At 73.2% G+C, this 22,088-nt stretch carries 24 protein-coding genes and 1 pseudogene; 13 read left to right on the forward strand and 12 right to left on the reverse strand.

Annotation, left to right across the window (positions count from 1 at the left end):
* Positions 1 to 10: 10 nt before the first annotated feature.
* Genes QM595_RS04215 through QM595_RS04225 form a run of 3 tightly spaced genes read left to right on the forward strand, consistent with a single transcriptional unit; the run spans position 11 to position 2,462 of the window.
* A complete protein-coding gene (locus QM595_RS04215; protein WP_415170276.1) occupies positions 11 to 439 on the forward strand; it encodes a hypothetical protein in 429 nt (142 codons plus the stop codon).
* Complete coding sequence (locus QM595_RS04220) at positions 436 to 1,383, forward strand: ROK family glucokinase (protein WP_415170277.1); 948 nt, start codon at positions 436 to 438, stop codon at positions 1,381 to 1,383. The genes QM595_RS04215 and QM595_RS04220 overlap by 4 nt, the downstream gene beginning before the upstream one ends.
* Positions 1,380 to 2,462 carry an ROK family protein gene (locus QM595_RS04225; protein WP_415170278.1) on the forward strand — a complete coding sequence of 361 codons (1,083 nt, stop codon included), beginning with the start codon at positions 1,380 to 1,382 and terminating at the stop codon, positions 2,460 to 2,462. Before QM595_RS04220 ends, QM595_RS04225 begins: the two co-directional genes overlap by 4 nt.
* Here the strand turns inward: QM595_RS04225 and QM595_RS04230 are convergent.
* Positions 2,419 to 2,844, reverse strand: a complete 426-nt coding sequence (locus tag QM595_RS04230) for a hypothetical protein (RefSeq protein WP_415170279.1) — start codon at positions 2,842 to 2,844, stop codon at positions 2,419 to 2,421. The genes QM595_RS04225 and QM595_RS04230 overlap by 44 nt on opposite strands.
* Before the next feature lie 27 nt (positions 2,845 to 2,871).
* Positions 2,872 to 3,660, reverse strand: a complete 789-nt coding sequence (locus QM595_RS04235) for an alpha/beta hydrolase (RefSeq protein WP_415170280.1) — start codon at positions 3,658 to 3,660, stop codon at positions 2,872 to 2,874.
* A 17-nt stretch (positions 3,661 to 3,677) separates the two neighbouring features.
* Between QM595_RS04235 and QM595_RS04240 the strand changes: the two genes are divergently transcribed.
* Together QM595_RS04240 and QM595_RS04245 are read left to right on the forward strand one after the other, a co-directional pair.
* Complete coding sequence (locus tag QM595_RS04240) at positions 3,678 to 4,409, forward strand: lysophospholipid acyltransferase family protein (RefSeq protein WP_415170281.1); 732 nt, start codon at positions 3,678 to 3,680, stop codon at positions 4,407 to 4,409.
* Positions 4,406 to 4,999 (forward strand): flavin reductase family protein, encoded by a 594-nt coding sequence (locus QM595_RS04245; RefSeq protein WP_415170282.1) that lies wholly within the window; start codon positions 4,406 to 4,408, stop codon positions 4,997 to 4,999. The genes QM595_RS04240 and QM595_RS04245 overlap by 4 nt, the downstream gene beginning before the upstream one ends.
* Here the strand turns inward: QM595_RS04245 and QM595_RS04250 are convergent.
* Genes QM595_RS04250 through QM595_RS04260 form a run of 3 tightly spaced genes read right to left on the reverse strand, consistent with a single transcriptional unit; the run spans position 4,908 to position 8,195 of the window.
* Entirely contained in the window at positions 4,908 to 6,389 is a 1,482-nt protein-coding gene (locus QM595_RS04250) for an FGGY family carbohydrate kinase (RefSeq protein ID WP_415170283.1), read from the reverse strand. The genes QM595_RS04245 and QM595_RS04250 overlap by 92 nt on opposite strands.
* A 37-nt stretch (positions 6,390 to 6,426) precedes the next feature.
* On the reverse strand, positions 6,427 to 7,377 hold the full coding sequence (locus QM595_RS04255; RefSeq protein WP_415170284.1) for a GGDEF domain-containing protein: 951 nt from the start codon (positions 7,375 to 7,377) through the stop codon (positions 6,427 to 6,429).
* Entirely contained in the window at positions 7,374 to 8,195 is an 822-nt protein-coding gene (locus tag QM595_RS04260; RefSeq protein ID WP_415170285.1) for a DUF1028 domain-containing protein, read from the reverse strand. The genes QM595_RS04255 and QM595_RS04260 overlap by 4 nt, the downstream gene beginning before the upstream one ends.
* A gap of 61 nt (positions 8,196 to 8,256) precedes the next feature.
* Here QM595_RS04260 and QM595_RS04265 point away from each other — a divergent pair, with 61 nt between their 5' ends.
* Positions 8,257 to 9,285 carry a 6-phosphofructokinase gene (locus tag QM595_RS04265; protein ID WP_415170286.1) on the forward strand — a complete coding sequence of 343 codons (1,029 nt, stop codon included), beginning with the start codon at positions 8,257 to 8,259 and terminating at the stop codon, positions 9,283 to 9,285.
* Here QM595_RS04265 and QM595_RS04270 read toward each other — a convergent pair whose 3' ends face one another.
* Positions 9,286 to 10,203 carry an NADP-dependent oxidoreductase gene (locus QM595_RS04270; RefSeq protein WP_415170287.1) on the reverse strand — a complete coding sequence of 306 codons (918 nt, stop codon included), beginning with the start codon at positions 10,201 to 10,203 and terminating at the stop codon, positions 9,286 to 9,288.
* A gap of 372 nt (positions 10,204 to 10,575) precedes the next feature.
* Here QM595_RS04270 and QM595_RS04275 point away from each other — a divergent pair, with 372 nt between their 5' ends.
* Positions 10,576 to 11,946 (forward strand): class II 3-deoxy-7-phosphoheptulonate synthase, encoded by a 1,371-nt coding sequence (locus QM595_RS04275; RefSeq protein ID WP_415170288.1) that lies wholly within the window; start codon positions 10,576 to 10,578, stop codon positions 11,944 to 11,946.
* Positions 11,947 to 11,960: 14 nt separating this feature from the next.
* Here QM595_RS04275 and QM595_RS04280 read toward each other — a convergent pair whose 3' ends face one another.
* Together QM595_RS04280 and pknB are read right to left on the reverse strand one after the other, a co-directional pair.
* Positions 11,961 to 12,815, reverse strand: coding sequence for an NADase-type glycan-binding domain-containing protein (locus QM595_RS04280; protein WP_415170289.1), 855 nt, complete (start codon positions 12,813 to 12,815; stop codon positions 11,961 to 11,963).
* A gap of 130 nt (positions 12,816 to 12,945) precedes the next feature.
* Complete coding sequence (pknB, locus tag QM595_RS04285; RefSeq protein ID WP_415170290.1) at positions 12,946 to 14,916, reverse strand: Stk1 family PASTA domain-containing Ser/Thr kinase; 1,971 nt, start codon at positions 14,914 to 14,916, stop codon at positions 12,946 to 12,948.
* Positions 14,917 to 14,977: 61 nt separating this feature from the next.
* Here pknB and QM595_RS04290 point away from each other — a divergent pair, with 61 nt between their 5' ends.
* The 3 genes from QM595_RS04290 to QM595_RS04300 are packed head-to-tail and all read left to right on the forward strand — an operon-like array spanning position 14,978 to position 16,329.
* The gene (locus QM595_RS04290) at positions 14,978 to 15,373 is read left to right on the forward strand and encodes an Rv2175c family DNA-binding protein (RefSeq protein WP_415170291.1); all 396 of its coding nucleotides are present in this window, start codon (positions 14,978 to 14,980) and stop codon (positions 15,371 to 15,373) included.
* A gap of 12 nt (positions 15,374 to 15,385) precedes the next feature.
* Positions 15,386 to 15,922 carry a ribonuclease domain-containing protein gene (locus tag QM595_RS04295; protein ID WP_415170292.1) on the forward strand — a complete coding sequence of 179 codons (537 nt, stop codon included), beginning with the start codon at positions 15,386 to 15,388 and terminating at the stop codon, positions 15,920 to 15,922.
* The gene (locus QM595_RS04300; RefSeq protein ID WP_415170293.1) at positions 15,919 to 16,329 is read left to right on the forward strand and encodes a barstar family protein; all 411 of its coding nucleotides are present in this window, start codon (positions 15,919 to 15,921) and stop codon (positions 16,327 to 16,329) included. Before QM595_RS04295 ends, QM595_RS04300 begins: the two co-directional genes overlap by 4 nt.
* Positions 16,330 to 16,360: 31 nt before the next feature.
* On the opposite strand, the gene QM595_RS04305 is transcribed toward QM595_RS04300, so the two are convergent.
* Entirely contained in the window at positions 16,361 to 17,428 is a 1,068-nt protein-coding gene (locus QM595_RS04305) for a polyprenyl synthetase family protein (RefSeq protein ID WP_415170294.1), read from the reverse strand.
* 40 nt (positions 17,429 to 17,468) lie between these two features.
* On the opposite strand from QM595_RS04305, the gene metF reads away from it, so the two are divergent.
* On the forward strand, positions 17,469 to 18,359 hold the full coding sequence (gene metF / locus QM595_RS04310) for a methylenetetrahydrofolate reductase [NAD(P)H] (protein WP_415170295.1): 891 nt from the start codon (positions 17,469 to 17,471) through the stop codon (positions 18,357 to 18,359).
* Between the two features lie 178 nt (positions 18,360 to 18,537).
* On the opposite strand, the gene QM595_RS04315 is transcribed toward metF, so the two are convergent.
* The 3 genes from QM595_RS04315 to QM595_RS04325 form a co-directional block, all read right to left on the reverse strand.
* The gene (locus tag QM595_RS04315; protein ID WP_415170296.1) at positions 18,538 to 19,776 is read right to left on the reverse strand and encodes a phytoene desaturase family protein; all 1,239 of its coding nucleotides are present in this window, start codon (positions 19,774 to 19,776) and stop codon (positions 18,538 to 18,540) included.
* Positions 19,777 to 19,947: 171 nt separating this feature from the next.
* Positions 19,948 to 20,535 carry a DUF4126 domain-containing protein gene (locus QM595_RS04320; protein ID WP_415170297.1) on the reverse strand — a complete coding sequence of 196 codons (588 nt, stop codon included), beginning with the start codon at positions 20,533 to 20,535 and terminating at the stop codon, positions 19,948 to 19,950.
* Positions 20,536 to 20,601: 66 nt separating this feature from the next.
* A complete protein-coding gene (locus QM595_RS04325) occupies positions 20,602 to 21,114 on the reverse strand; it encodes a YbaK/EbsC family protein (protein ID WP_415170298.1) in 513 nt (170 codons plus the stop codon).
* A 30-nt stretch (positions 21,115 to 21,144) separates the two neighbouring features.
* Here QM595_RS04325 and QM595_RS04330 point away from each other — a divergent pair, with 30 nt between their 5' ends.
* Complete coding sequence (locus QM595_RS04330) at positions 21,145 to 21,639, forward strand: hypothetical protein (RefSeq protein WP_415170299.1); 495 nt, start codon at positions 21,145 to 21,147, stop codon at positions 21,637 to 21,639.
* A gap of 209 nt (positions 21,640 to 21,848) precedes the next feature.
* Positions 21,849 to 22,088 (forward strand): annotated as a pseudogene (locus QM595_RS04335) (hypothetical protein); the annotation flags it as partial.

Below are 22,088 nucleotides of genomic sequence, written 5' to 3' on the forward strand. Positions count from 1 at the left end.
GGGTGGACCAGTGAGCGAGCCGGGCGAGCCGGAGAGCGTCGGGTCCGCCGCCGAGGAGGCGGCCAGGCTGCTTGGCGCGCTCTCGGAGTGGGCGCGTGAGCACGGCACCGATGTGGCTGCCGGGCTCGGTGCCACCCTGGCCGGGTTCGCCGGCCAGGCGGCCACCGCCGCCCGCGATCTCGGCCACAACCTCGACGAGCACCTCGCCACCGGGGCCCCCGAGTGCGCCTACTGCCCGGTCTGCCGCACCGTGCACGTGATCCGCGAGGCGAGCCCGGAGGTACGCGCCCAGGTCACCTCGGCCGCGGCCTCGCTGCTGCAGGCCGCCGCGACGGTGCTGGCGGCCGCCGCCACGCCGGCGAGCGGCACGCGTGGTCGCCGCGCCGCGACGGTCGAGAGGATCGATCTGGACGCCGACTGGCCGGAGGGAGAGTCGTGACGCTGAGCGCTGGCGTCGACGTCGGCGGGACCAAGATCCTCGCCGGCGTCGTCGACGACGAGGGCGTGGTGCTGGAGGAGCTCCGGGTCACCTCGCCGGCCGCCGACCCCGACGCGATCGCCGCCACCATCGGCGGCCTGGTCAAGGACCTCGCCGCACGGCACCCGATCGAGACGGTCGGCGTCGGCGCCGCCGGCTACATCGACAAGTCGGGCACGGTGCTCTTCGCGCCCAATATCGCCTGGCGCGACGTCGACCTCAAGGGGTACGTCGAGGCGGCCAGTGGGCTGCCGACCGTCGTCGAGAACGACGCCAACGCGGCCGCCTGGGGCGAGTTCGCCTATGGCGCCGGCAAGGACGTCGACGACCTGCTGCTGGTCACCGTCGGCACCGGCGTCGGTGGCGGCCTCGTGCTCGACGGCGAGCTCTACCGCGGCGCCTTCGGCGTCGGCGCCGAGATCGGCCACCTGCGGGTGGTGCCCGGCGGCCGGCTGTGTGGCTGCGGCAACCACGGCTGCTGGGAGCAGTACGCCAGTGGCAACGCGCTGGTGCGGTTCGCCCGCGAGGCGGCGGCCGCCGGGAGCGCTCCCGCGCTGCTCGACCGAGCCGTCGGCGAGGTCGCCGCGATCAACGGCCAGCTGGTCTCGGCGGCCGCCCGCGACGGCGACGAGGTGGCGATCGGCCTGTTCGCCGAGCTCGGCCGCTGGCTGGGCGAGGGGATCGCCTCGCTGGTCGCCGTGCTCGACCCAGCCGTGATCGTGCTCGGCGGTGGCGTCTCCGAGGCCGGTGACCTGATCATCGCGCCGACCCGAGCGGCCTTCGAGGGCGAGCTGACCGGCCGCGGCCACCGGCCGGTGGCGGAGGTGCGCCAGGCGGTGCTCGGCAACCGGGCCGGCCTGATCGGGGCCGCCGACCTCGGCCGCCGGGCCCGGCGGCCGGCATGAGCCTCTACATCGGGGTCGACATCGGCGGCACCAAGGTGCTCGCCGCCGAGGTGCTTGCCGACGGCAGCATCGGCCGGACCGCGCAGCGCTGGACGCCCGGCCGGTCGGTGCCGGTGGAGATGGTCGAGGACGCCCTCACCGAGGCGGTCATGGAGGTGGCCCGCGGTCGCCGCATCGACGGCGTCGGGCTGGCGGCCGCCGGCTTCGTCGACGCCACCGGCGACCGGGTCATGTTCGCCCCGCACCTGCCTTGGCGCCACGATCCCACCCGGGCCCGGCTCGAGGCGCGCTGGGGAGTCCCGGTAGCGCTCGACAACGACGCCAACTGCGCCGCCCGCGCCGAGTTCTCCTACGGCCTGGCCCGCGGCTACCGCGACATCGTCATGGTCACCCTCGGCACCGGCATCGGCGGTGGCCTCATCCTCGGCGGCACGCTGGTGCGCGGCAACAACGGCATGGCGGGGGAGTTCGGCCACATGCAGGTCGTCCCCAACGGGCAGGCCTGCGAGTGCGGCGGCACCGGCTGCTGGGAGCAGTACTCCTCGGGCAACGCCCTGGTCCGCTTCGCCCGCGCCCACTACGACTCGGCCGCGCTCCTCATCGAGCTCAGCGGCGGCGATCCCGACCTGGTCACCGGCCCGATGGTGACCGAGGCGGCCCGGCAGGGCGACCAGGTCGCGCTGGCCGCCTTCGGGGCGGTCGGCGGCTGGCTGGGGGTCGGCCTGGCCAACCTGGTGGCCGCCTTCGACCCGGAGGTGGTGGTGGTCGGCGGCGGCGTCTCCGCGGCCGACGAGCTGCTGCTGGGGCCCGCCCGCGCCGCGCTGACCGAGTCCCTGGTCGGCGCCGCCTACCGCGACGTGCCGCCGGTGCTGCGCGCCCGGTTCGGTCCCGAGGCGGGGGTCGTCGGCGCCGCCGACCTGGCCCGTACCGAGGCCTTCCTGCCGCTGTTCCGCCGCCGTCGCGGCGAGCGGGTACGACGAGCCCGGCGGCGGGAGCGGCTCCGGCTCTTCCGGGACTGGACCGAGGGGCCGGCAGCTACAACCGAGCGCCGTCGTCCCAGGGGTCGTCGCGCTCCCTAGGCATCGTCGCCACCAGGTAGCCGAAGCCGCCCAGGAACCCGAGGATCAGCAGCAGTCCCCACCAGCCGGGGACGGTGACCTCCGAGGACTCCGAGACCACCACGGTCAGCAGCGCCAGCACCGGCGCGCCCAGCACGCCGCCCCAGGCGAGGGTGCGGGCGGGCGTCAGCCGGATCGGCTCGGGATCGGGCGGCACGAACCCGCCGGGCTCGAACTCGTCGGACTCCTCCTCGTCCTGCCAGACGTCCTCGTCCACGTCGTCGCCGAACACCGGCTCGACGTCCTCGGCGACCTCGTCGGTGGGCAGCTCCGCCCGGTCGCCGAAGTTCTCGACGATCTCACGCCAGGCGGCGTCCTCGTCGTCGGGCTCGGTCTGGGACACACCCAAACCCTAGCCGTCTCGTCCTGGTCACCGCGTCACTCGGGCGACGAACTCGGCCGACTGCTCGAAGATGGTCGGCGCGTCGTTGTCGACCGTCGCCACGTGGTAGCTCTCCGGCAGCCGCACCATCGTGACGTCGGTGGAACTGACGCCCTCGAGGATCAGCGGCTCGGACAGCTCGTCGACGACGTGGTCGACGGCGGAGCGGAAGTAGAGCAGCGGCGCGGTGATCCGGGACAGGTCGGCGACCACGCCGGGCCACGCCCGCATCATCGAGTGGGCGGCCTTGAGCGGGGTGTGGGAGTAGGCGTCCTCGACCACGCCGGGCTTCTTGATGTCGCTGCCGATGCCCGGCAGTGCCGCGACGACGTACTTCAGGACCGGCAGCAGCTTGGTGTCGAGCCGCTTGGTCGCCACCGCCGGGTTGACCACGACGACCCCGGCGATCTCCGGGTGGTCCTCGGCCAGCCGGAGCACCAGCGCGCCGCCCATCGACAGCCCGCCGGCCACCACCACGTCGGTCTGGCTCGCCAACTCCGCGTAGACGCGGGCGATCTCGCCGTACCAGTCGGCCCAGGTGGTGGTGTTCATCTCGCGCCAGCTGGTGCCGTGCCCGGGCAGCCGCGGCACCTCCACGGCGTACCCCCTCTCGGCCAGGAACTCGCCCCAGGCCCGCATCGAGCCGGGCGAGCCGGTGAAGCCGTGGGAGAGCAGTACGCCGATGCGCTTGCCGCCGGTGAGCTCGGGGCGGGCGGGCGCGGACAGCGGGTGAGCGGTGGGAAGGACGGCGGGGCCGGGTGTCGGGCTAGTGGTCACGGGCTCATTCTGCAAGCATGGGGGCCGTGTTGGTGCGGATGTTCTACGGAGTTCTCAAATGGGTCGTCATCGGCCCCTGGCTGAAGCTCTTCTTCCGGCCGAAGGTCGAGGGCCTGGAGAACGTCCCCGAGGAGGGCCCCGCCATCCTGGCCGGCAATCACCTCTCCTATGCCGACTGGCTGTTCATGCCGCTCTACGTCCCCCGGATGGTGCGGTTCGTCGCCAAGGCCGAGTACTTCACCGGCACCGGGGTCAAGGGCTGGCTGCAGCGGACGTTCTTCTCCGGCACCGGCAACGTCCCGATCGACCGCTCCGGCGCCGACGCCGCCGAGGGCGCCCTGCTCGCCGCCCGCAAGGTGCTCGACGAGGGTGGGCTGTTCGGCATCTACCCCGAGGGCACCCGCTCGCACGACGGCCGGCTCTACCGCGGCAAGACCGGCGTCGCCCGGCTCGCGCTGGTGACGAGGGCACCGGTGGTCCCGGTCGCGGTCATCAAGACCGACGAGGTGGCGCCGCCGGGCAAGAAGTTCGGCAGGCTCGTCCAGCCGATCGTCCGCTTCGGCAAGCCGCTGGACTTCTCCCGCTACGAGGGCATGGAGAACGACCGCTACATCCTCCGGTCGATCACCGACGAGATCATGTACGAGATCATGAGGCTGTCCGGTCAGGAGTACGTCGACATGTACGCCGCCAAGGCCAAGGAGCTCACCAAGCAGCAGGCCGCCCCCGGCGACCAGCCCGCCGCGTGACCATCCACTCCACCCACCCGTTCCCCACGCCCGAAGATCCGGTACGACGGCTGCGCGGCCGGCTCGGCGGGGCGGTGTCGCTGTGGACGGCTGGCCCGATCAACGACCCGGCTGGACTGACGGTCTCCTCGCTGATGGTCGCGGCCGGCGAGCCGGCTCGGCTGCTCGGCCTGGTGGACCCCGACAGCGACCTCGCCGACGCCCTGACGGAGACCGGCCGGGCGGTGGTGCAGCTGCTCTCGTGGCGTCACCGTGATCTCGCCGAGGCGTTCGCCGGCACCGCGCCGGCACCCGGCGGCCCGTTCCGGCTCGGCTCCTTCGAGGAGACCGCATGGGGTCCGCGGCTGGCCGACGCCGCCACCTGGGCCGGCGTGGCCGTCGAATCGACCACCGAGGTCGGCTGGTCGAGGCTGGTCACCGCCGTCGTCGAGGAGATCCACGTCGGTGAGGACGACGAGCCGCTCTTCCACCGGCGCGGCCGCTACGCCCGTGCGGCGATCAGGGAAGGGCCCAGGCCAGCGAGCGTCGTACCGCCTCCTGCCAGCGGCCGTACGACGCGTCGGCCGCCTCCCGGGAGGCCGACGGCGTGAACACCCGGTCCACCGCACTGGTCGCCCGCAGCTCGTCGGTCGAGGACCACACCCCGGAGCCGAGCCCGGCCAGGAACGCCGCCCCGATGCCGGTGGTCTCGATCTGGGTCGGCCGCGAGACCGGCACCCCCGCCTGGTCGGCCTGCAGCTGGCAGAGCAGGTCGTTGGCGGCCGCGCCGCCGTCGACCCGGAGCGAGGAGACCGCCGGCATGGTGGTCAGCACGTCGCGGACCTCGAACGCGATCGCCTCCAGCGTCGCCCGCACTAGATGCGCCCGGGTGGTGCCGCGGGTGATGCCGACGATGACGCCTCGGGCGGTGGGGTCCCAGTAGGGCGCCCCGAGGCCGGTCAGCGCCGGCACGAAGTAGACGTCGCCGCTGTCGGGCACCGTCGCCGCGATGGCCGCGGTCTCCGCGGCCGAGCCGACGATCTGCAGCCCGTCGCGCAGCCACTGCACGGCCGCCCCGGTGACGAAGATGGCGCCCTCCAGGGCGTAGGTCAGCTCGCCCTCCGGCGATCGCCAGGCGGCGGTCGAGAGCAGCCCGGCGTCGGACCGCTCGATCGTCGAGCCGGTGTTGGCCAGGATGAACGAGCCGGTCCCGTAGGTGCACTTGGAGTCGCCCACCTCGAAGCAGGCCTGCCCGAACAGCGCCGACTGCTGGTCGCCGGCCAGTCCCGCGATGGGCAGCGTCAGCCCGAGGAAGGTGCGCGGGTCGGTGACCATCGGGGCGCCCCAGTTGGGCACCAGGCCGGGCAGCGCGTCCATCGGCACCGCGAAGAGCCGGCACAGCTCCTCCGACCACTCGCCCCGCGTCAGGTCGAACAGCAGCGTCCGCGAGGCGTTGGAGACGTCGGTGACATGCCACAGCCCCCGGGTCATCCGGGCGATGAGATAGGAGTCGACGGTGCCGATCGCGTAGCGGCCGGACTCGACCAGGGCCCAGGTGTGCGGCTCGTGCTCGCGGATCCAGGCGAGCTTGGTGGCCGAGAAGTAGGGGTCGAGCCGCAGCCCGGTCAGCTCGCTAATCCGCGGCTCGTGGCCGGCCGCGCGCAGCGTCTCGCAGATCTCGGTGGTGCGCCGGTCCTGCCACACGATCGCCCGGCGGGGCGCGCCGAGCGTCTCCCGGTCCCACAGCAGCACGGTCTCGCGCTGGTTGGTGATCCCCAGCGCGGTGAGGCTCCCCTGTCCGGAGGCGTCGTACGCCGTCACGGCCTGGCTGGTGGCGGCGAGGGTCGCCGCCCAGATCTCCTCGGGGGAGTGCTCGACCCAGCCGGGCCGGGGGAAGTGCTGGGGGAACTCCTGATAGCCGCGGGCGGCGATCTGGCCCTCGGGGGTGACCACCAGCGCGGTCACCCCGGTCGTCCCGGCGTCGATGGCGAGCACACTCATGGCCCTGAGCCTGCCAGAGATCCAGTTGAAGGTGTGCTCAGCGCCGGCCGGAGCGCAGCTCGGCCTTCCGCGCATACATCGTCCGGTCGGCGCGCTCGACCAGGTCGCCGAAGGACTCGCCGGCGACGTGCTCGGCCACCCCGGCGGTCCACCGGACGGTGCTCTGGTCGGCCAGCACGGCGAGCAGCGCGGTGGCCTCGGCCGCGTCCCGTCCCGGGAAGAGCAGCAGGAACTCGTCGCCGCCGAACCGCCCGATGGTGACCCCGTCGAGTCGCTCGGTCCACTCCTGGCTGGCCCGCTGCAGCAGGTCGTCGCCGGCGGCGTGCCCCTGGCTGTTGTTGACCGTCCGCAGGTCGTCGAGGTCGATCATCGCCAGCGCCAGCGGACGGCCTCGCCGGTCCGCGGCGCGCAGCAGCCGCTCGGCGTCGGCCACCAGCCCGTGCCGGTTCAGTACGCCGGTCAGCTGGTCGGTCTGCAGCAGCCGCTGCTGGCGGCGCTGCAGGAATAGCACCGCGCCGGCCGCGGCGGGCGCCTGGAGAGCAACCGCGATCGCGGCCAGGGTGAGCACGCCGTCGCCCCGGGCGGCGACGACCAGCACCCACGCCAGCGTGCCCGCGACCAGGACCGCCAGGCCGCGACGGCTCAGGAACCAGCCGCAGTAGACGCCCAGCAGCGGCAGCGGGGTGCCATTGCTGAACGCCATCAGGTCGACCTCGGTGCCGGCGGTCAGCAACACGATGACGGCCAGGTGCACGCACAGCAGCACCTCGGCCTCGGCCACGCCGAAGCGGGGGCCGCGCAGCAGGACGACGCCCCCGAGCACGACCGCGATCGTCCCGAGCGCGACCAGCATGCCGCGCGGGTTCATCCCGTCATGGTGGAGCAGCACACTGAGCAGGAGGGCGAGTCCCCCTACGCCGTACATGAATGCCGTGACAGTGGCAAGCGCCGAGAACCCTCGCCGGCCGGCGGTGGCCGATTCGATCATCCGGGCGATGATCTCACGATCTCCAGGATCTTCTGGTCGATCCACGAAAGATCCTCCGCGACCCGCATCTCGTAGTTCTCCGTGCCGGCCCAGGCCCGGAAGTCGCGCGCCCCTCGTGCTTGCGCGAACGCCTCCAGCTCCGCGGCCAGCTCCGGCGTCACCGGCACCTTCTCGGCCTCGGTCGAGGCGGTGAGGTAGAGGTCGTTGAGGTCGAGCAGCCGGGCCAGCTCGGCGAGCGGATCGGCGTGATCGTCGACCCGCAGGTCCACCGCGATGTCGTCACCGCCGCCGTATCCGGCCCCCTCGCGCACCACCAGCAGCGCGGCGCTCTGCCGTCCCCGCCGGTCGCCGCCGGCCTCGTCCCCGGCCGCCAGCGCCGCCAGCAGCCGACGCGCCAGCGGCTCGTCCGGATCGGTGGCCAGCCAGGCCGCCGCCATCGCCTCGACGACCTCGGCGCCGGCCAGCACATTGCCCTGGATGGCATGGCCCTCGCCGGTCAGCGAGCCGGCCCAGGGCAGGCAGGCCGGGCCGGTGTGGGAGGCGGCGCCGCCGTCGATGTCGACGATGCCGACCTGGCGGTGGTCACGGCCCTCGTCCTCCTCCAGCAGCCGCTGCAGCGCCACCCCGGCGGTGGCGCCCTCGTCGAGATGGGACAGCGCCAGGCCCTTGTAGGCGACATTGGCGTCGGCCTGCGTGGCGATCGCACCGACGCCTGCCACCGCCGCCGGGACCGTCGCACCGACCGCCAGGAACTTCGAGGCGACCGCGACGCCCCACGACTCGCCGTCTGCCGAGCGAGCCACGATCGAGAAGGTCATGGTGATGAGGCTAGCCTCGTGCCGGGACACCAGGAGCCGGACAACCCCGTGGGAGGGCCACATGCGAGTCGGAGTGCTCACCGGAGGCGGCGACTGCCCCGGACTCAACGCGGTGATCAGGGCGGTCGTGCGCGCCGGGGTGACGACCCACGGGCTCGACTTCGTCGGCTACCGCGACGGCTGGCGGGGACCCCTGGAGGGGCTCACCACCCCGCTCGGCGTCGAGCAGACCCGGGGCATCCTGGCCCGGGGCGGCACCGTCCTCGGCTCCAGCCGCACCAACCCGCTCAAGGACGAGCACGGCGTGGCGCGTATCAAGGAGAATCTCGCCGCCCAGGGCGTCGACGCGCTGGTGGCGATCGGCGGCGAGGACACCCTCGGCGTCGCGACCAGGCTCGCCGACCTGGGCGTCAACGTCGTCGGCGTCCCGAAGACCATCGACAACGACCTGTCCGGCACCGACTTCACCTTCGGGTTCGACACCGCGGTCGGCATCGCCACCGAGGCCATCGACCGGCTCCGCACCACCGCCGAGTCGCACCATCGGGTCCTCGTGGTCGAGGTGATGGGCCGCCACGCCGGCTGGATCGCGCTGCACAGCGGCATCGCCGGTGGCGCCAACATCGTGCTCGTCCCCGAGCAGCCCTTCGACATCGACGAGGTCTGCGCCCTGGTGCGGAGCCGCTTCGAGTCGGGCCACGCCCCGATCCTGGTCGTCTCGGAGGGGGCGGTGCCGCGCGACGGCTCGGGCATGACGCTGCAGGCGTCCGGGACCGACGAGTTCGGGCACGTCCGGCTCGGCGGCATCGGCGAGCGGCTGGCGCAGGAGATCGAGCAGCGCACCGGCGAGGAGGCCCGCTCGGTCGTGCTCGGCCACGTCCAGCGTGGCGGCACCCCCACCGCCTTCGACCGCTGGCTCGCCACCCGCCTCGGCCTGCACGCCGCCGACGCGGTCGCCGAGGGCGACTTCGGCACCATGATGGCGCTGCGCGGCAAGGACATCGTCCGGGTCCCCCTCAGCGAGGGGACCGGTGCGCTGAAGCTCGTCAGCCCGGAGGAGTACGCCGAGGCCAGGGTCTTCTTCGGCTGACTACGGGATCAGCACCACCTTGCCGTCGGCGTGGCCCGCGCCGACGAGGCGATGGGCCTCGGCGGCCTCGGCGAGCGGGAAGGTCCGCGCGACCGGGACCCTGAGGTCGCCCCGACCGGCGGCGGCGACCAGTCCCGCCCGCGCCGCGGCCCGTACCTCGAGGCCGAGGTCGATGCTGTTGGCGCCGCCGATCTTGCCGACGCCGGCGGCCTCGGCAGCGGGCCCGCCGACGATCGTGGTCACCCGGTCGCGGTCGGCGACCAGCGCCAGCGACACCTCGATCGCCTCGGCCGTGCCGACCAGGTCGATGGCGGCCGTCGGCGTCGCGATCGCACGCACCTGGTCGGCCAGGCCATCGCCGTACGCCACCGGCTCGGCGCCCAGCGATCGCAGCAGGTCGAAGTTGCGCGGGCTGGCGGTGCCGACGACCCGTGCGCCGCGCGCGACGGCGAGCTGGACGAGGACCTGGCCCACGCCGCCGGCGGCACCATGGACGAGCACCACGTCCGCCGCCGCCACCCGCACCCACTCCAGCGCGTGCACCGATGTGACCCCGACCAGCAGCAGTCCGGCAGCCTCCTCCCAGGACAGACTCGCCGGCTTCGAGAAGACGTCGTCGCCCGGCACCACCAGCTCCTCGGCGTAGGCACCGGGAGCGGGATAGACGACGACCTCGTCGCCGACGGCGTAGACGGCGTCCGGACCGACCTCCGTCACCACGCCCGCCGCCTCCTGGCCCAGCGGGTGCGGCCAGGACACCTGGCGCAGCCCGGCGCGCTCCTTGAGGTCCAGCGGGTTGACCGCTGCGGCACGGACCGCGACCCGGACCTCGCCGGGGCCGGGTGAGCCGGTGTCGTGGTCCTCGATGAGGAGGACCTCGGGTCCGCCGGGCCGCTGCGCCACCACTCGTCGCGTCATGCCCGTGCCAACCCTGGCCAGGCCGGTCACATTCCGTGGCCGGGGCGACAGAACCGATCCGCAGCCCTGTGCGTAACCCGGCTCTCGGCGCTCGTGGGCGTAGGCGAGGATCAGGATCGTGTCCGGCTCCGCCGTGTAGACGATGCGGTACGGGGGCTGCCGTGAACGTCACGCCGACATGACTTACTGCCTCAAGCCGTGGGACTACGAGAGCCAGCGCATGGACGCGAGGCTCGCAGCCGACGGCAGCTGCTCCCCGACGGCGGTGGCCGTGATCGACGGCAGGCACTACGAGAATGGGGGATGGGCGCCGACGACTTCCTCAAGCCCGGCGAATGGGAGGCGGGCTCACCGGGCGCGTACCCTGATCCGGTGAGCATCCCCACCCTCGAGCAGCTGCACGCCATGGGGGCCGCGCAGCAGCCGACCTACCCCGACCCGGACGCGCTGCGCGCGGCCGTCGAGAAGCTTCGCACCATGCCACCGCTGGTCTTCGCCGGCGAGTGCGACGAGCTCACCGCCAAGATCGCGGCGGTGGCGCGCGGGGAGGCGTTCATCCTGCAGGGCGGCGACTGTGCCGAGACCCTTGCCGGGGTGACCGCCGACAACGTCCGCGCCAAGCTGCGGGTGCTGCTGCAGATGGCGGTCGTGCTCACCTACGCCGCCTCGGTGCCGGTGGTGAAGATCGGCCGCCTCGCGGGGCAGTACGGCAAGCCCCGCTCCTCCGACACCGAGACCCGCACCATGCCCGACGGCGGGGAGGTCACCCTCCCCGCCTACCGCGGCGACGCCGTCAACGGCTACGACTTCACCCCCGAGTCCCGCGTCCCCGACCCGCAGCGGCTGGTCGACGTCTACAACGCCTCGGCCGCGACCCTCAACCTGGTCCGCGCCTTCGTCACCGGCGGCTACGCCGACCTGCGCCAGGTCCACACCTGGAACAACGACTTCGTCAAGGGCAGCCCACTGGGCTCGCGCTACGAGGCGCTGGCCGCCGAGATCGACCGGGCGATGGCGTTCATGCAGGCCATCGGCGTCGGCGACCCCGACGAGTTCCACCGGGTCGACTTCCACTCCTCGCACGAGGCGCTGATCCTGGAGTACGAGCACGCGCTGACCCGCGTCGACTCCCGCACCGGCCAGCCTTACGACGTCTCCGGCCACTTCGTGTGGATCGGCGAGCGCACCCGCCAGCTCGACGGCGCCCACGTGGAGCTGCTCTCGCGCATCAAGAACCCCATCGGCGTCAAGCTCGGCCCGTCCACGAGCCCCGACGACGCGCTGGCCCTGGCCGCCAAGCTCAACCCGGCCAACGAGCCCGGCCGGCTCACCTTCATCACCCGCTTCGGCGCCGGCAAGATCCGCGACGGACTGCCCCCGGTCGTGGAGAAGGTCGCCGCCGAGGGGCTGGCGGTGGCCTGGATCTGCGACCCGATGCACGGCAACGGCTTCACCGCCCCGTCGGGCTACAAGACCCGCAACTTCGACGACGTCCTCGACGAGGTGCAGGGCTTCTTCGACGTGCACCGCTCGCTGGGCACCTGGCCCGGCGGCCTCCACGTCGAGCTCACCGGCGACAATGTCACCGAGTGCCTCGGCGGCGGCGAGAGGCTCTCCGACGCCGACCTCGCCACCCGCTACGAGTCGGTCTGCGACCCGAGGCTGAACCGGGTGCAGTCCCTGGAGCTGGCGTTCCTGGTCGCCGACATGCTTCGCGAGGCGCCTGCCGCCACCCAGGCCTAGCGATTCCCTGCCTGCTAGCGCCCGGCGAGGCTCACCTCGCTGATCGAGGTCTTGTCGCGTCCCGCGGGGCCGTCGCCCGGCGCGGAGACCGCGGTGAGCCGCAGCGTCACCGTCCGGGTGGCGAGGTCGGGCACCGGCCTGGTCTGCGGGTCACGAGTCTCCCGCAGGTCCTGGTGGATCGTGGTGCCGTCGTCGAAGACCCAGTCGACGGCCAGGACGCGCCGGTTGCCGAGATACCAGTCGAGCTCGTCCTCGCCCTCCCCGCCGGTCTTGGCGTAGCCGTTGATCAGCCCGACCTCGGTCAGCGTCACCTCGCGCGAGAAGGTGAAGGTCAGCTCCTGACCGGTGCCGTCCCCGGCCATCCGCCAGGCGGTGCCGGCGTCGCCGTCGAGCATGTTGCTGGCGTCGTACGACGTCGGCTGACCGTCGGTGTCGACGCCTGGATTATCGGTGGCCGGCGCGGTGGCGACCGCCTCGCCGGCCAGGTCGTGCCAGGTCGCCGAGCCGGCCGGCGGCGGCACGTCCGGCAGCGCGCTCGATGCCGGGGTGTCGTCGGGTCTCAACACCAGCCACAGCCCGAGGCCGGCGACCACGACCGCCAGGGCGCTGCCCAGCGCCAGGACGAGGACGCCGCGACGACGGCGGCGGGCCGGGTGTCGGGTGGCGACCGGGGAGGTCGGCCGGGGCGCGACGGCGACAGGCGCCCGGGAGGCGGTGTCCTCCGGCGGATCGCCGACGAACAGGGGATAGCGGGCGCCCGCCGACGACAGCGGCGGCGCCGGGAGCGGCTCGACCGGGACGAGAGCGCCGCAGTCCGAGCAGGTCCGGCGACCCTCGACCTTGTGGCCGCACTGCGTGCAGTACCTCATCACGCCCGACACTACGCGCTCCCCCCGACGGTGCCCCAAACGCTGGGCGTCTCCCTCGGTCAACGCGGCAGGCCGACGAGGGTCACGGGTGGCCGCCGGCCCGGGACGTGGCGGTCGGTCGGTGGCGTGGTCACACCAGATAGAGCGTGACGGTCGAGCCCTTGGGGATCTTCGTCCCGGCGGCGGGGTCGGTCGACGACACGTAGCCGAGGCCGAGATAGAAGTCGCCGTTCGCCGTGGTGACCTTGAAGCCGAGCTTCTTCAGCTTCGCGGTCGCGTCCTCGACGCCCCAGGCCTTCACGGAGGGCACCGTGACCAGCTCCGGGCCGTCGGAGACCATCAGGCTCACGGTGTCGCCCTTGTAGAGCGTGGTGCCGCTGTCGGGGCTCTGGCTGATCACCATGCCCTCGGGCACGTCGTCGTCGTAGCGATGGTCGGTCTCGACGTTGAGCTTGCGCTTCTCCAGCGCACTGGTCGCGGTGGCGGCGCTCTTGCCCACCCAGCTGGCCAGCTCGATCGGCTTGCGGCCCCTGCTGACCACGACGTCGATCACGGTGCCGGGCCGGAGCACCTGCCCCGCGGTCGGGTCGCTGCGGATCACCTGACCCTCGGCCACGGTCTCCGACCACTTCTCGGTGGCGGTGCCATAGGCCATCTTGAGCTCTTGGATCTTGTCCTGGGCGTCGTCCAGGCTCATCCCGGCCAGGTCGGGCAGCTGGTACTCCTCGACGCCCTGCGACAGCGTGAGCGTCACGGTGGCGCCGTCGAGCACCCGGTCCCCGGGAGCCGGGTCGGTGCTGATCACGTGCCCCGCCTTGACCGTCTCGGAGTACGCCGGCGAGCCGACCTCGACCACGAGGCCGGCGCCCTCCAGTCGACTGGTGGCGGTCTTCTCGGTCTGGCCGAGCACGCCCGGCGTGGAGGTGTAGCGGGCATAGCCGTACCACCAGGCGCCGGTGCCCACGCCGGCGGCGAGCAGCACCGCCAGCAGCGTCAGGATCGGCCCCCGCCAGCGTCGGCGGCGGCGCGGCCGGACGGTCTCGACGGGAGCCGGGGAGATCCGTGCCGGCTGCGGCGACGCGGCCTCGAAGGCGTGCTCGGCCGTCGGGGAGCGCCTGGACACGACGCGGGTCCGGTCCGCGGGCAGCGCCAGGTCGGCAGTCAGCTCGCGGTCCTCACGAAGCCCGTCGGCCAGTGCGGTGGCGACCCGCTGCACCTGTCGTAGCAGCACGCCGGCGTCGGCCGGCCGCAGCTCGGGGTCACGAGCGGTGGCGCGGGCGACCAGCGCGTCGACGTAGTCGGGGATGCCCGGCACCGCCCGGGAGGGCGGCGGCACGTCCTCGTGGACGTGCTTGTAGGCCACCTGGATGGGGGTGTCGCCCTCGTGGGGCTTGCGGCCGGTGAGCATCTCGTAGAGCAGCACGCCGGCGCTGTAGACGTCGGCGCGCTCGTCGGCGCGGCCCTCGGTGACGATCTCGGGGGCGATATAGGAGACCGTGCCGATGAGCACCCCGGTGGAGGTGTGCTGGGTCTCGGCGGTGACGGCGCGGGCCAGGCCGAAGTCGGCGACCTTGATGCTCTGCTCGATCGAGCGGGCGTCCTCGCTGATGAGGACGTTCTCGGGCTTCACGTCGCGGTGCACCAGCCCGGCATGGTGGGCGGCCGCCAGCGCCGTCAGCACCGGCTGGATCAGCGCCAGCGCCCGGGCCGGGGCAAGCGGCGCCCGCGCGGTGATGGTCTCGCGCAGCGTGCTGCCGCGGACCAGCTCCATCGCCAGGTAGAGGGTGCCGTGGTCCTCGCCCTGGTCGAAGATCGAGACGACATTGGGGTGGTTGAGCCGGGCGGCGGCCCGCGCCTCGCGCACGAACCGGGCGGCGTACGCCCTGTCGTCGCCGAGGCCGGTGTGCATGACCTTGACCGCGACGGTGCGGTCCAGCCGCAGGTCACGGGCCTGGTAGACCCCGGCCATGCCGCCACGAGCGATGCGACTCTCGATGCGGTAGCGGCCGTCGAGCGTGCGGCCGATCAGCGGATCGGAGGCAGAGTCGGGCAGAGCGGGACGCGTCCCGACGCCGGCACGGGGATGCCGGTCTCGCTGCATATCGACCCTCCTGAGCCGGTCGGGGAAGTAACCAGCCGGGCTCCATGGTAAGGATTGCCCCATGGAGGCACCCGTTCGACTCGCCGACCACGATCTCTCAGGCCTGGTCACCGACTGGCTCGACTGGGCCGAGGTGGCCACCGCCCTCGGGGTCACCGTGGCCTCGGTCCGCACCCTGATCCGCGAGCACCAGCTGGCAGCGGCGGTGCCCACGCCCGGAGTCAAGGGTGCCGGCCAGCGGGTGCCGGCGCTCTTCCTCGTCGACGGCGAGACCGGGCCGGAGATCCTCAAGGGCCTGCCCGGCGTGCTGACGTTGATGCACGACGGCGGCTACGACGACCGCGAGACGATCGCCTGGCTCTTCCTCGACGCCGACCTGCCCGGCCGGCCGATCGACGCGCTGCGGGAGAACCGCGGCTCGGAGGTCAAGCGCCGCGCCCAGGCGATGGCCTTCTAGCGGAGATCCTCGATGTCCCGCAAGACGCTGTCGACGATCGGCACGGTCCTCGCCCTCGTCGTCGTGCTCGGGCTGTGGCTGTGGTCGCAGTCCGGAGACGGCAACGGTACGGCGGACCGGGCTGTCGACCCCGGCGCCAGCCCGTCCGCGTCGTACCCCGCGACGGCCGACTCCGACTGGTCGATGTCGTGGTCGGCCGACCCGTCCGACTCGGCCTACGACGAGCCCTCGGCCGACCCGGCCGGCGACCGGACCGACCCCGACAGCGGGCTGCCCTGGATCGATGCCGCCGATCTGCCCGAGGAGGCGCGGCAGACGCTGGAGCTGATCGACGCCGGCGGCCCGTTCCCCTATCCCGACAAGGACGGCAGCACCTTCGGCAACCGCGAGGGGATCCTGCCGGCCGAGTCGCGTGGCTACTACGCGGAGTACACCGTGCCGACGCCCGGCTCCCGAGATCGGGGCGCGCGCCGGATCATCGCCGGGGACGGCGGCGAGCTCTACTGGACGCAGGACCACTACGAGTCCTTCGAGAGGATCAGCCGATGAGCGGGCTGGCCGGCCTGCTCGCCGGGCGCCACGAGCCGGGCGTCTATCTCTGGCCCGCGGCCTTCGACGTGGCCGACGTGCGGCACACCGTCGGGCTGGCCGAGTGGCACTTCGCCTACCTCGACGGCGCGGGGGTGGCCTCGAAGGACGACCTGTGGACCGCGCTCGCCGCCGCGCTGGGGTTCCCGGACTACTTCGGGCGCAACCTCGACGCGCTGTGGGACTGCCTGGGCGACCTCGACGAGCCGCAGCTGCTGCTCTGGGACGCCTGGGGGCCGCTCGCCTGGACCGACCCGGACACCTTCGCCGGCATCACCGCCGTGCTCTCCGAGCGTACCGAGATGGGCGGCTTCACGGTGCTGCTGCGCGGCGACGGCCCCGACACCGGCCTCCCCACCCTCGCCTGACGCGAGTCGGCAGAAGTGCTGGCCGAATCGCTCAGACCGAGCGCTGGGTGGCGGCCTCGGCCAGCGCCAGCAGTACGGCGCGAGCGTGGTCGTCGATCCTGGCCCGCTCCAGTGCGGCGACGGCGGTGTTGGTGAGTGTGGCGATCGCCTGCTCGACCTGCTCGCGAGCGCCGGAGACCTCGATGAGCGCCCGCAACTCGTCGACCTGCTCGGCGGACAGCGGCCGGCCGAGCGCACCGTCGAGCACCGCCGCGCCGGCGGCAGGCAGGCCGTCCAGCGCGAGCGCGACCAGCACGGTGCGCTTGCCCTCGACCAGGTCGTCGCCGGCCGGCTTGCCGGTGACATCCGGGTCGCCGAAGACCCCCAGCAGGTCGTCGCGCAGCTGGAACGCCTCGCCGACCGGCAGCCCGAACCCGCTCAGCTCCGCCAGCGCCTCGGCGGAGGCGCCGGCGAGCGCGGCACCGAGGTGGAGCGGGCGTTCGACGGAGTACTTCGCCGACTTGTAGCGCAGCACCGTCATCGCCGCGTCGACGTCCGCGCGGCCCCGGGCCTGCACCGACACGTCGAGGAACTGCCCGGTGATCACCTCGGTGCGGGTGGCGTCGAAGACCTCGAGCGCCGGGCCCAGCACGTCCCAGCCGAAGCCGGAGCGGCGCAGTAGCTCGTCGGACCAGGCCAGCAGCAGGTCGCCCAGCAGGATCGCCCCGGCGGCGCCGTACTGCCCCGGATCGCCGCCCCAGCCCTCGGCCCGGTGCTCGGCCTCGAGCGCCCGATGGGTCGCCGGATGGCCCCGGCGGGTGTCGGAGGCGTCCATGTAGTCGTCGTGGACCAGCGCACTGGCGTGCAGCAGCTCCAGCGACGCGCAGGCCCGCAGCAGTTCCTCCTCGCGGTCGGTGCCGGGGGAGAGGGCGCGGAAGCCCCAGCGGCAGAACGCCGCGCGCAACCGCTTGCCGCCCCGCAGCGTCGTACCCGCCTGCGCGATCAGCCGGTCCGCATCGGACCCGAGCGGGGCGAGGAATCCGGCCTGCCGCTCCACGAATCCGTCGAGGGTCTGCTGGACGCGGTCCCGGAAGTCGCTGTCGTCCCAGGTCGCGGTCATGCGCCGGAGCCTATCGAGGCCGCTCCCTACACTCTTCGACATGGTCACGGGACGCGGTCGCTCACTCGGCGAGGTCATCGGCGACGGCCAACGGTCGTTCTCCTTCGAGTTCTTCCCGCCCAAGGACGGGGCGGGCGAGGCGCAGCTGTGGCAGGCCATCGCCGCGTTGGAGCCCTACCAGCCGACCTTCGTCTCGGTGACGTACGGCGCCGGCGGGGCGACCCGCGACAAGACCGTCGGCATCACCGGCCGGATCGCCCGGGAGACCTCGCTGCTGCCGGTCGCCCACCTCACCTGCGTCGGCCACACCCGCGAGGAGCTGACCGGGATTCTCGATACCTACGCCGCCTCTGGGGTGTTCCACGTCATGGCGCTGCGCGGCGACCCGGCCGACGGGCCGCGCGCGGCATGGACGCCGACCCCCGGCGGCCTCGAGCACGCCGTCGACCTGGTCGAGCTCGCCCGCGCCCGCGGTGACTTCCGGATCGGCGTCGCCGCCTTCCCCGAGGGTCACCCGAGCTCGACCTCGCTCGACGCGGACGCCGAGGTGCTGGTCGCGAAGGCGCGGGCGGGAGCGGAGTTCGCGGTGACCCAGATGTTCTTCCGCGCGGCCGACTACTTCGCGCTCGTCGAGCGGGTCCGCGAGCGCGGCGTCGACATCCCGATCCTGCCGGGCATCATGCCGATCTTGAACCTTGCCGCGATCCGCCGGCAGGGCGAGCTGATCGGCACCTCGGTCCCTGCCGCGATCGTGGACCGGATCAGCGCCTTCGAGGGCGACCCCGAGAAGGTCCGCGCCGAGGGCATCGCCATCGCCGCCGAGCTCTGCGAGGAACTGCTCGACGGCGGCGCCCCGGGCCTGCACTTCTACACGCTCAACCGCTCCAAGGCGACGCTGGAGATCTTCGAGCGCCTCAACGTCCGCGTCTGACGAGTCGGCAGAAGTGCTGGTGCAAGGAGCGCCGAGTCGGCAGAAATGCAGGTGCTCGACCCGCACTTCTGCCGACTCGGGCCTTCTCAGCCCCGCACTTCTGCCGACTCGGGCCTTCTCAGCCCCGCACTTCTGCCGACTCGGGCCTTCTCAGACCAGCACTTCTGCCGACTCGCGGTCAGGCGGGGCCGATCTCGGCGGCAACCAGCGCCGCCGAGAGCCCGACGAACGGCAGGCCGTCGCCGCCGACCGCGTGCGCCCCAGCCGCGTAGACGCCCGGGATCGGGGTCAGCGGGCCGAGCCGGCGGGTGCTACGCCCCTGCCAGCGCACCCCGGCCGGCGAGCCGCGCCAGCGCCGTACCAGGTCGGCGGGGGAGAGGTCGACCCGGCTGACCACCTGCTTGCGGACGTCGACCCGGTGGCGCGCCAGCGCGACCAGCACGTCCTCCTGCAGCCGGCCGCGCACCAGCACCGTCCAGGAGTGCCGGGAGGTCGGCCGCACCACCAGCATCGGGTCGCCGTGCAGCACCAGTTCCGCCGGCAGGTCCGGCACCTCCCCGGTCAGCCCGAGATGCACGATCGCGGGCGGGATCGCCGGCATCGTGGAGGTGGTGTACGACGCCAGCGAGGCCAGCCGGCGCGGGTCCACCGCGACCACCACAGCGTCGGCGTCGAGCTCGCCAGCGCCGGTTCGCACCGCGGCGACCCGACCGGCCCGCACCAGGAGATCGTCCGCCGCCTGGCCGACGACCGTGACCCCTCGGGTAGCCAGCCGATCGACCAGCCGCTCCGCCAGCGCCGCCATGCCACCCTCGGGCCGCCAGGCCCCGAACCGCTGCTCCAGGTAGGCGGTCAGCCCGGCCCAGGCCGGTACGTCGCGGAGCGCGTGCCCGGCCAGCTCGAAGGGATGGCCGGCCAGCTGCCGCAGCCGGCTGTCGCGGAACGAGGCCCGCAGCCGCCGGTGCAGCATCTCCCGGCCGCGCAGCAGGTCGGTGACCTCGCGCGGCGGCGCCGAGGTATGCGCCTCGAAGACGTGGCGCCGCAGCAGCTCCCAGGTCTCGCCGTACGACGCCACGTAGTCGACATAGGGCTCGCCCAGCGCCGCCAGCTGCGCCGCGCGCGAGCCGCCCGGCACGTCGAGCGTCGAGCCGTCGGGGAAGCGGTGCGAGCGGATCACCGGCACCTCGACCAGGTCGAGCTCGCGCTCCAGCGGCCGTCCCGACTTGCGGAACAGGTCGCGCAGCACCGCCGGCAGCAGCGCCGTGGTGACGGTGTCCCAGGTGAAGCCATCCTGCTCGACAGGACGCAGCGCACCGCCGAGGTCGGGGGAGACCAGCGTGACCTCGTGCCCGAGCTTGGCCAGCCGAGTGGCCGAGGCGAGCCCGCCGAAGCCGCCGCCGACCACCACCACCCGCACGGGCGGCAACCCTAGATGATTGATGCACGGGTCTCGCACGCTGCGCGACCCTCGGCATCCACGCTCGCGGCGTTGCCAACGCTCGACAGGCACCCAGCCTGCCCTCGCGCCGGCGCCTGGCGAGCGCGGCGCCGAGCGCCGCTCGCCGCACGATCCCCGTGCATCAATCATCTAGATGATGACCGCGACGTCCCTCTTCTTCCACCGCCGCCAGCCGCGGCGGACCAGCCGGGCGAGCAGGTAGGCGCCGACCAGGCCGATCACGAGCAGCACCGCCGCGATCGTGGCGGCGATGGCCGGGTGCTGGAGCGCGAGCGAGCCGACGGCGAGCACCGCGACGTCCTCGCCCAGACTGGCGCCGATATTGGTCAGTGGCTCGGGGGAGGAGTTGATCGCCAGCCGCGCGCTCGCCTTCGTCAGGTGGGCCAGCAGCGCGGTCAGGCCGCCGGTGACGCCGTAGACCGCCTCCTGAAGCGAGCTCGCGTCGCCGGCGAGCAGCACGCCGATGACCGCTCCCACGGTCGGCCGGATGAGCGTCGAGATCGCGTCCCAGGTCGAGTCGACGTAGGGAATCTTGTCGGCGACGAACTCCATCGCGTAGAGCGCGCCGGCGGCGATCAGCACCGGCCAGCTGCCGAGCACGTCGGGGATGTCGCCGACGTCACCGAGCCGGTCGGCGACGCCGAGCACCAGCACCACCAGATAGGCGTTGATGCCGCTTGCCCAACCGGTCGAGAAGGTCAGCGCGAGGCTCTCCATGTGGCTATTGTTCCCCCAAATCACCCGGCGGGCGCCGAGCATCGCCCAACACGGTCGTGCCGGCGGCTATTCCACGTCGACCACGGTGCCGCCGGTCAGCGCCAGCAATTCGTCGTACGTCGTGGGGAAGACCGCCGCCGGGTGACCGGCCGCCGCCCACAGCACCGGGTAGCGGCGCAGCCAGGAGTCGACGTACGTCGGGACGGGGGCGGGGTGGCCGATCGGGCTGACCCCGCCGATCACCTGACCGGTGTGCTCGCGCACGAACTCCGGCGTCGCCCGCTTGAGGCGCATCCCCTCGGGCAGTCCGATCCGCTCGGCGGTCAGCGCGGTGTCCACCCGGTGCGCCCCGGAGGTGAGGATCAGCACCGGGGCGCCGCCGGCGTCGAAGAGCAGGCTGTTGGCGATCGCGCCGACCTCGCAGCCGAGCGCCTCGGCGGCGAGTACGGCGGTGTGGACCGAGTCGGGCAGAATGACGATATCGCCGGTGCCGCCGCGAGCGGCGTGGTCGGCACGGAACACCTGGATCGTCGGGTGCTCGAGGTCCGGCCCCGGATCGGCGGGCTGAGCGTCGGCCATGCCGGTGAGACTACTGATGGGAGCGCACGCATGGACGTCCGACCCGCCTCGCTGAACCTGGCCCTGCGGATGCTGTGGGTGCTGATCGCCGCCGGCTTCGTCGCGGTGCTGCTGGTCGTCTTCCGCACCGACGACCTCGTCCGGGCCTGGGCCGAGGGCAACCCCGCCGTCCGCGAGGTGCTCGAGACCCGTGGCCTGAAGGCGGTGAAGGAGGGCTCGGTGACGCCGCCGCACTTCGTGCCCGTGGCCACCACGCTCTACGTCGTGGTGGCCGGCCTGGTGGCCGTCCTCGGCGTCTTCCTCCGCAACGGCTTCGAGTGGGCGCGGGTCGGGATCACCGCGACGCTGGTCTTCGGCATCGTGGCGAGCGTGGGCGGCTTCCGGGTCGGCCAGCCCGGCCTGTTCATCGCCTGGGCGTGCGTGTGCGTGGTCATCTTCCTGGCGCTGATGGTGCCGCTGTGGCACCCCGCCACCACCGCCTACATCCACGCCCCGATCGACGAGCCCGAGCCCAACGCGATCTGAGAGCGCGCTCCTCACGCACGACCGCAGCCGTCGCTGACCCGACGGCTCACCGGCGACCGCCGAGAACTGTCGGTGCGCGCTGGTTGACTCTGTGGCGAATCGGGGCTAGCGTTGACATAGTCGAACAGATGTTCGATTTCCGGTCTGGCGGGGACGACCTCGACCCCCGTCCCCGCCAGACCGACACGATCGGACGAGAGGAGAGACAGATGACCGTCGTGCGGACACGGGGCGCGGGAGCCCCCTCGGCTCAGGCCGCCGTCGCGAGCCTGGTCTCGCCGGGTCCCCACCTGCCCGCCACCACTCACTCCTACCTGCTGCGTGCCGCGGCCTCGCTCGCCGAGGCGGTCGAGGCTCGTGGCCAGGGCGACGCGCCGACGAGCTACGCGCTGGCCCACGTCGCGGCGCTCCGGGCGGCCGCGGCGCTGGTCGCCGCCCGAGCCGGGCCG

The organism is Nocardioides sp., from assembly GCF_047607185.1.
Classification (GTDB): domain Bacteria; phylum Actinomycetota; class Actinomycetes; order Propionibacteriales; family Nocardioidaceae; genus Nocardioides.

Excerpts from the sequence above, each read along its gene's own strand:
- QM595_RS04225 (WP_415170278.1), top strand. The coding sequence starts at position 1,380 with ATGAGCCTCTACATCGGGGTCGACATCGGCGGCACCAAGGTGCTCGCC.
- QM595_RS04240 (WP_415170281.1), top strand. The coding sequence starts at position 3,678 with ATGGGGGCCGTGTTGGTGCGGATGTTCTACGGAGTTCTCAAATGGGTC.
- QM595_RS04250 (WP_415170283.1), bottom strand. The coding sequence starts at position 6,389 with ATGAGTGTGCTCGCCATCGACGCCGGGACGACCGGGGTGACCGCGCTG.
- QM595_RS04255 (WP_415170284.1), bottom strand. The coding sequence starts at position 7,377 with ATGATCGAATCGGCCACCGCCGGCCGGCGAGGGTTCTCGGCGCTTGCC.
- QM595_RS04260 (WP_415170285.1), bottom strand. The coding sequence starts at position 8,195 with ATGACCTTCTCGATCGTGGCTCGCTCGGCAGACGGCGAGTCGTGGGGC.
- QM595_RS04265 (WP_415170286.1), top strand. The coding sequence starts at position 8,257 with ATGCGAGTCGGAGTGCTCACCGGAGGCGGCGACTGCCCCGGACTCAAC.
- QM595_RS04270 (WP_415170287.1), bottom strand. The coding sequence starts at position 10,203 with ATGACGCGACGAGTGGTGGCGCAGCGGCCCGGCGGACCCGAGGTCCTC.
- QM595_RS04280 (WP_415170289.1), bottom strand. The coding sequence starts at position 12,815 with ATGAGGTACTGCACGCAGTGCGGCCACAAGGTCGAGGGTCGCCGGACC.
- pknB (WP_415170290.1), bottom strand. The coding sequence starts at position 14,916 with ATGCAGCGAGACCGGCATCCCCGTGCCGGCGTCGGGACGCGTCCCGCT.
- QM595_RS04290 (WP_415170291.1), top strand. The coding sequence starts at position 14,978 with ATGGAGGCACCCGTTCGACTCGCCGACCACGATCTCTCAGGCCTGGTC.
- QM595_RS04295 (WP_415170292.1), top strand. The coding sequence starts at position 15,386 with ATGTCCCGCAAGACGCTGTCGACGATCGGCACGGTCCTCGCCCTCGTC.
- QM595_RS04300 (WP_415170293.1), top strand. The coding sequence starts at position 15,919 with ATGAGCGGGCTGGCCGGCCTGCTCGCCGGGCGCCACGAGCCGGGCGTC.
- QM595_RS04305 (WP_415170294.1), bottom strand. The coding sequence starts at position 17,428 with ATGACCGCGACCTGGGACGACAGCGACTTCCGGGACCGCGTCCAGCAG.
- metF (WP_415170295.1), top strand. The coding sequence starts at position 17,469 with ATGGTCACGGGACGCGGTCGCTCACTCGGCGAGGTCATCGGCGACGGC.
- QM595_RS04320 (WP_415170297.1), bottom strand. The coding sequence starts at position 20,535 with ATGGAGAGCCTCGCGCTGACCTTCTCGACCGGTTGGGCAAGCGGCATC.
- QM595_RS04325 (WP_415170298.1), bottom strand. The coding sequence starts at position 21,114 with ATGGCCGACGCTCAGCCCGCCGATCCGGGGCCGGACCTCGAGCACCCG.
- QM595_RS04330 (WP_415170299.1), top strand. The coding sequence starts at position 21,145 with ATGGACGTCCGACCCGCCTCGCTGAACCTGGCCCTGCGGATGCTGTGG.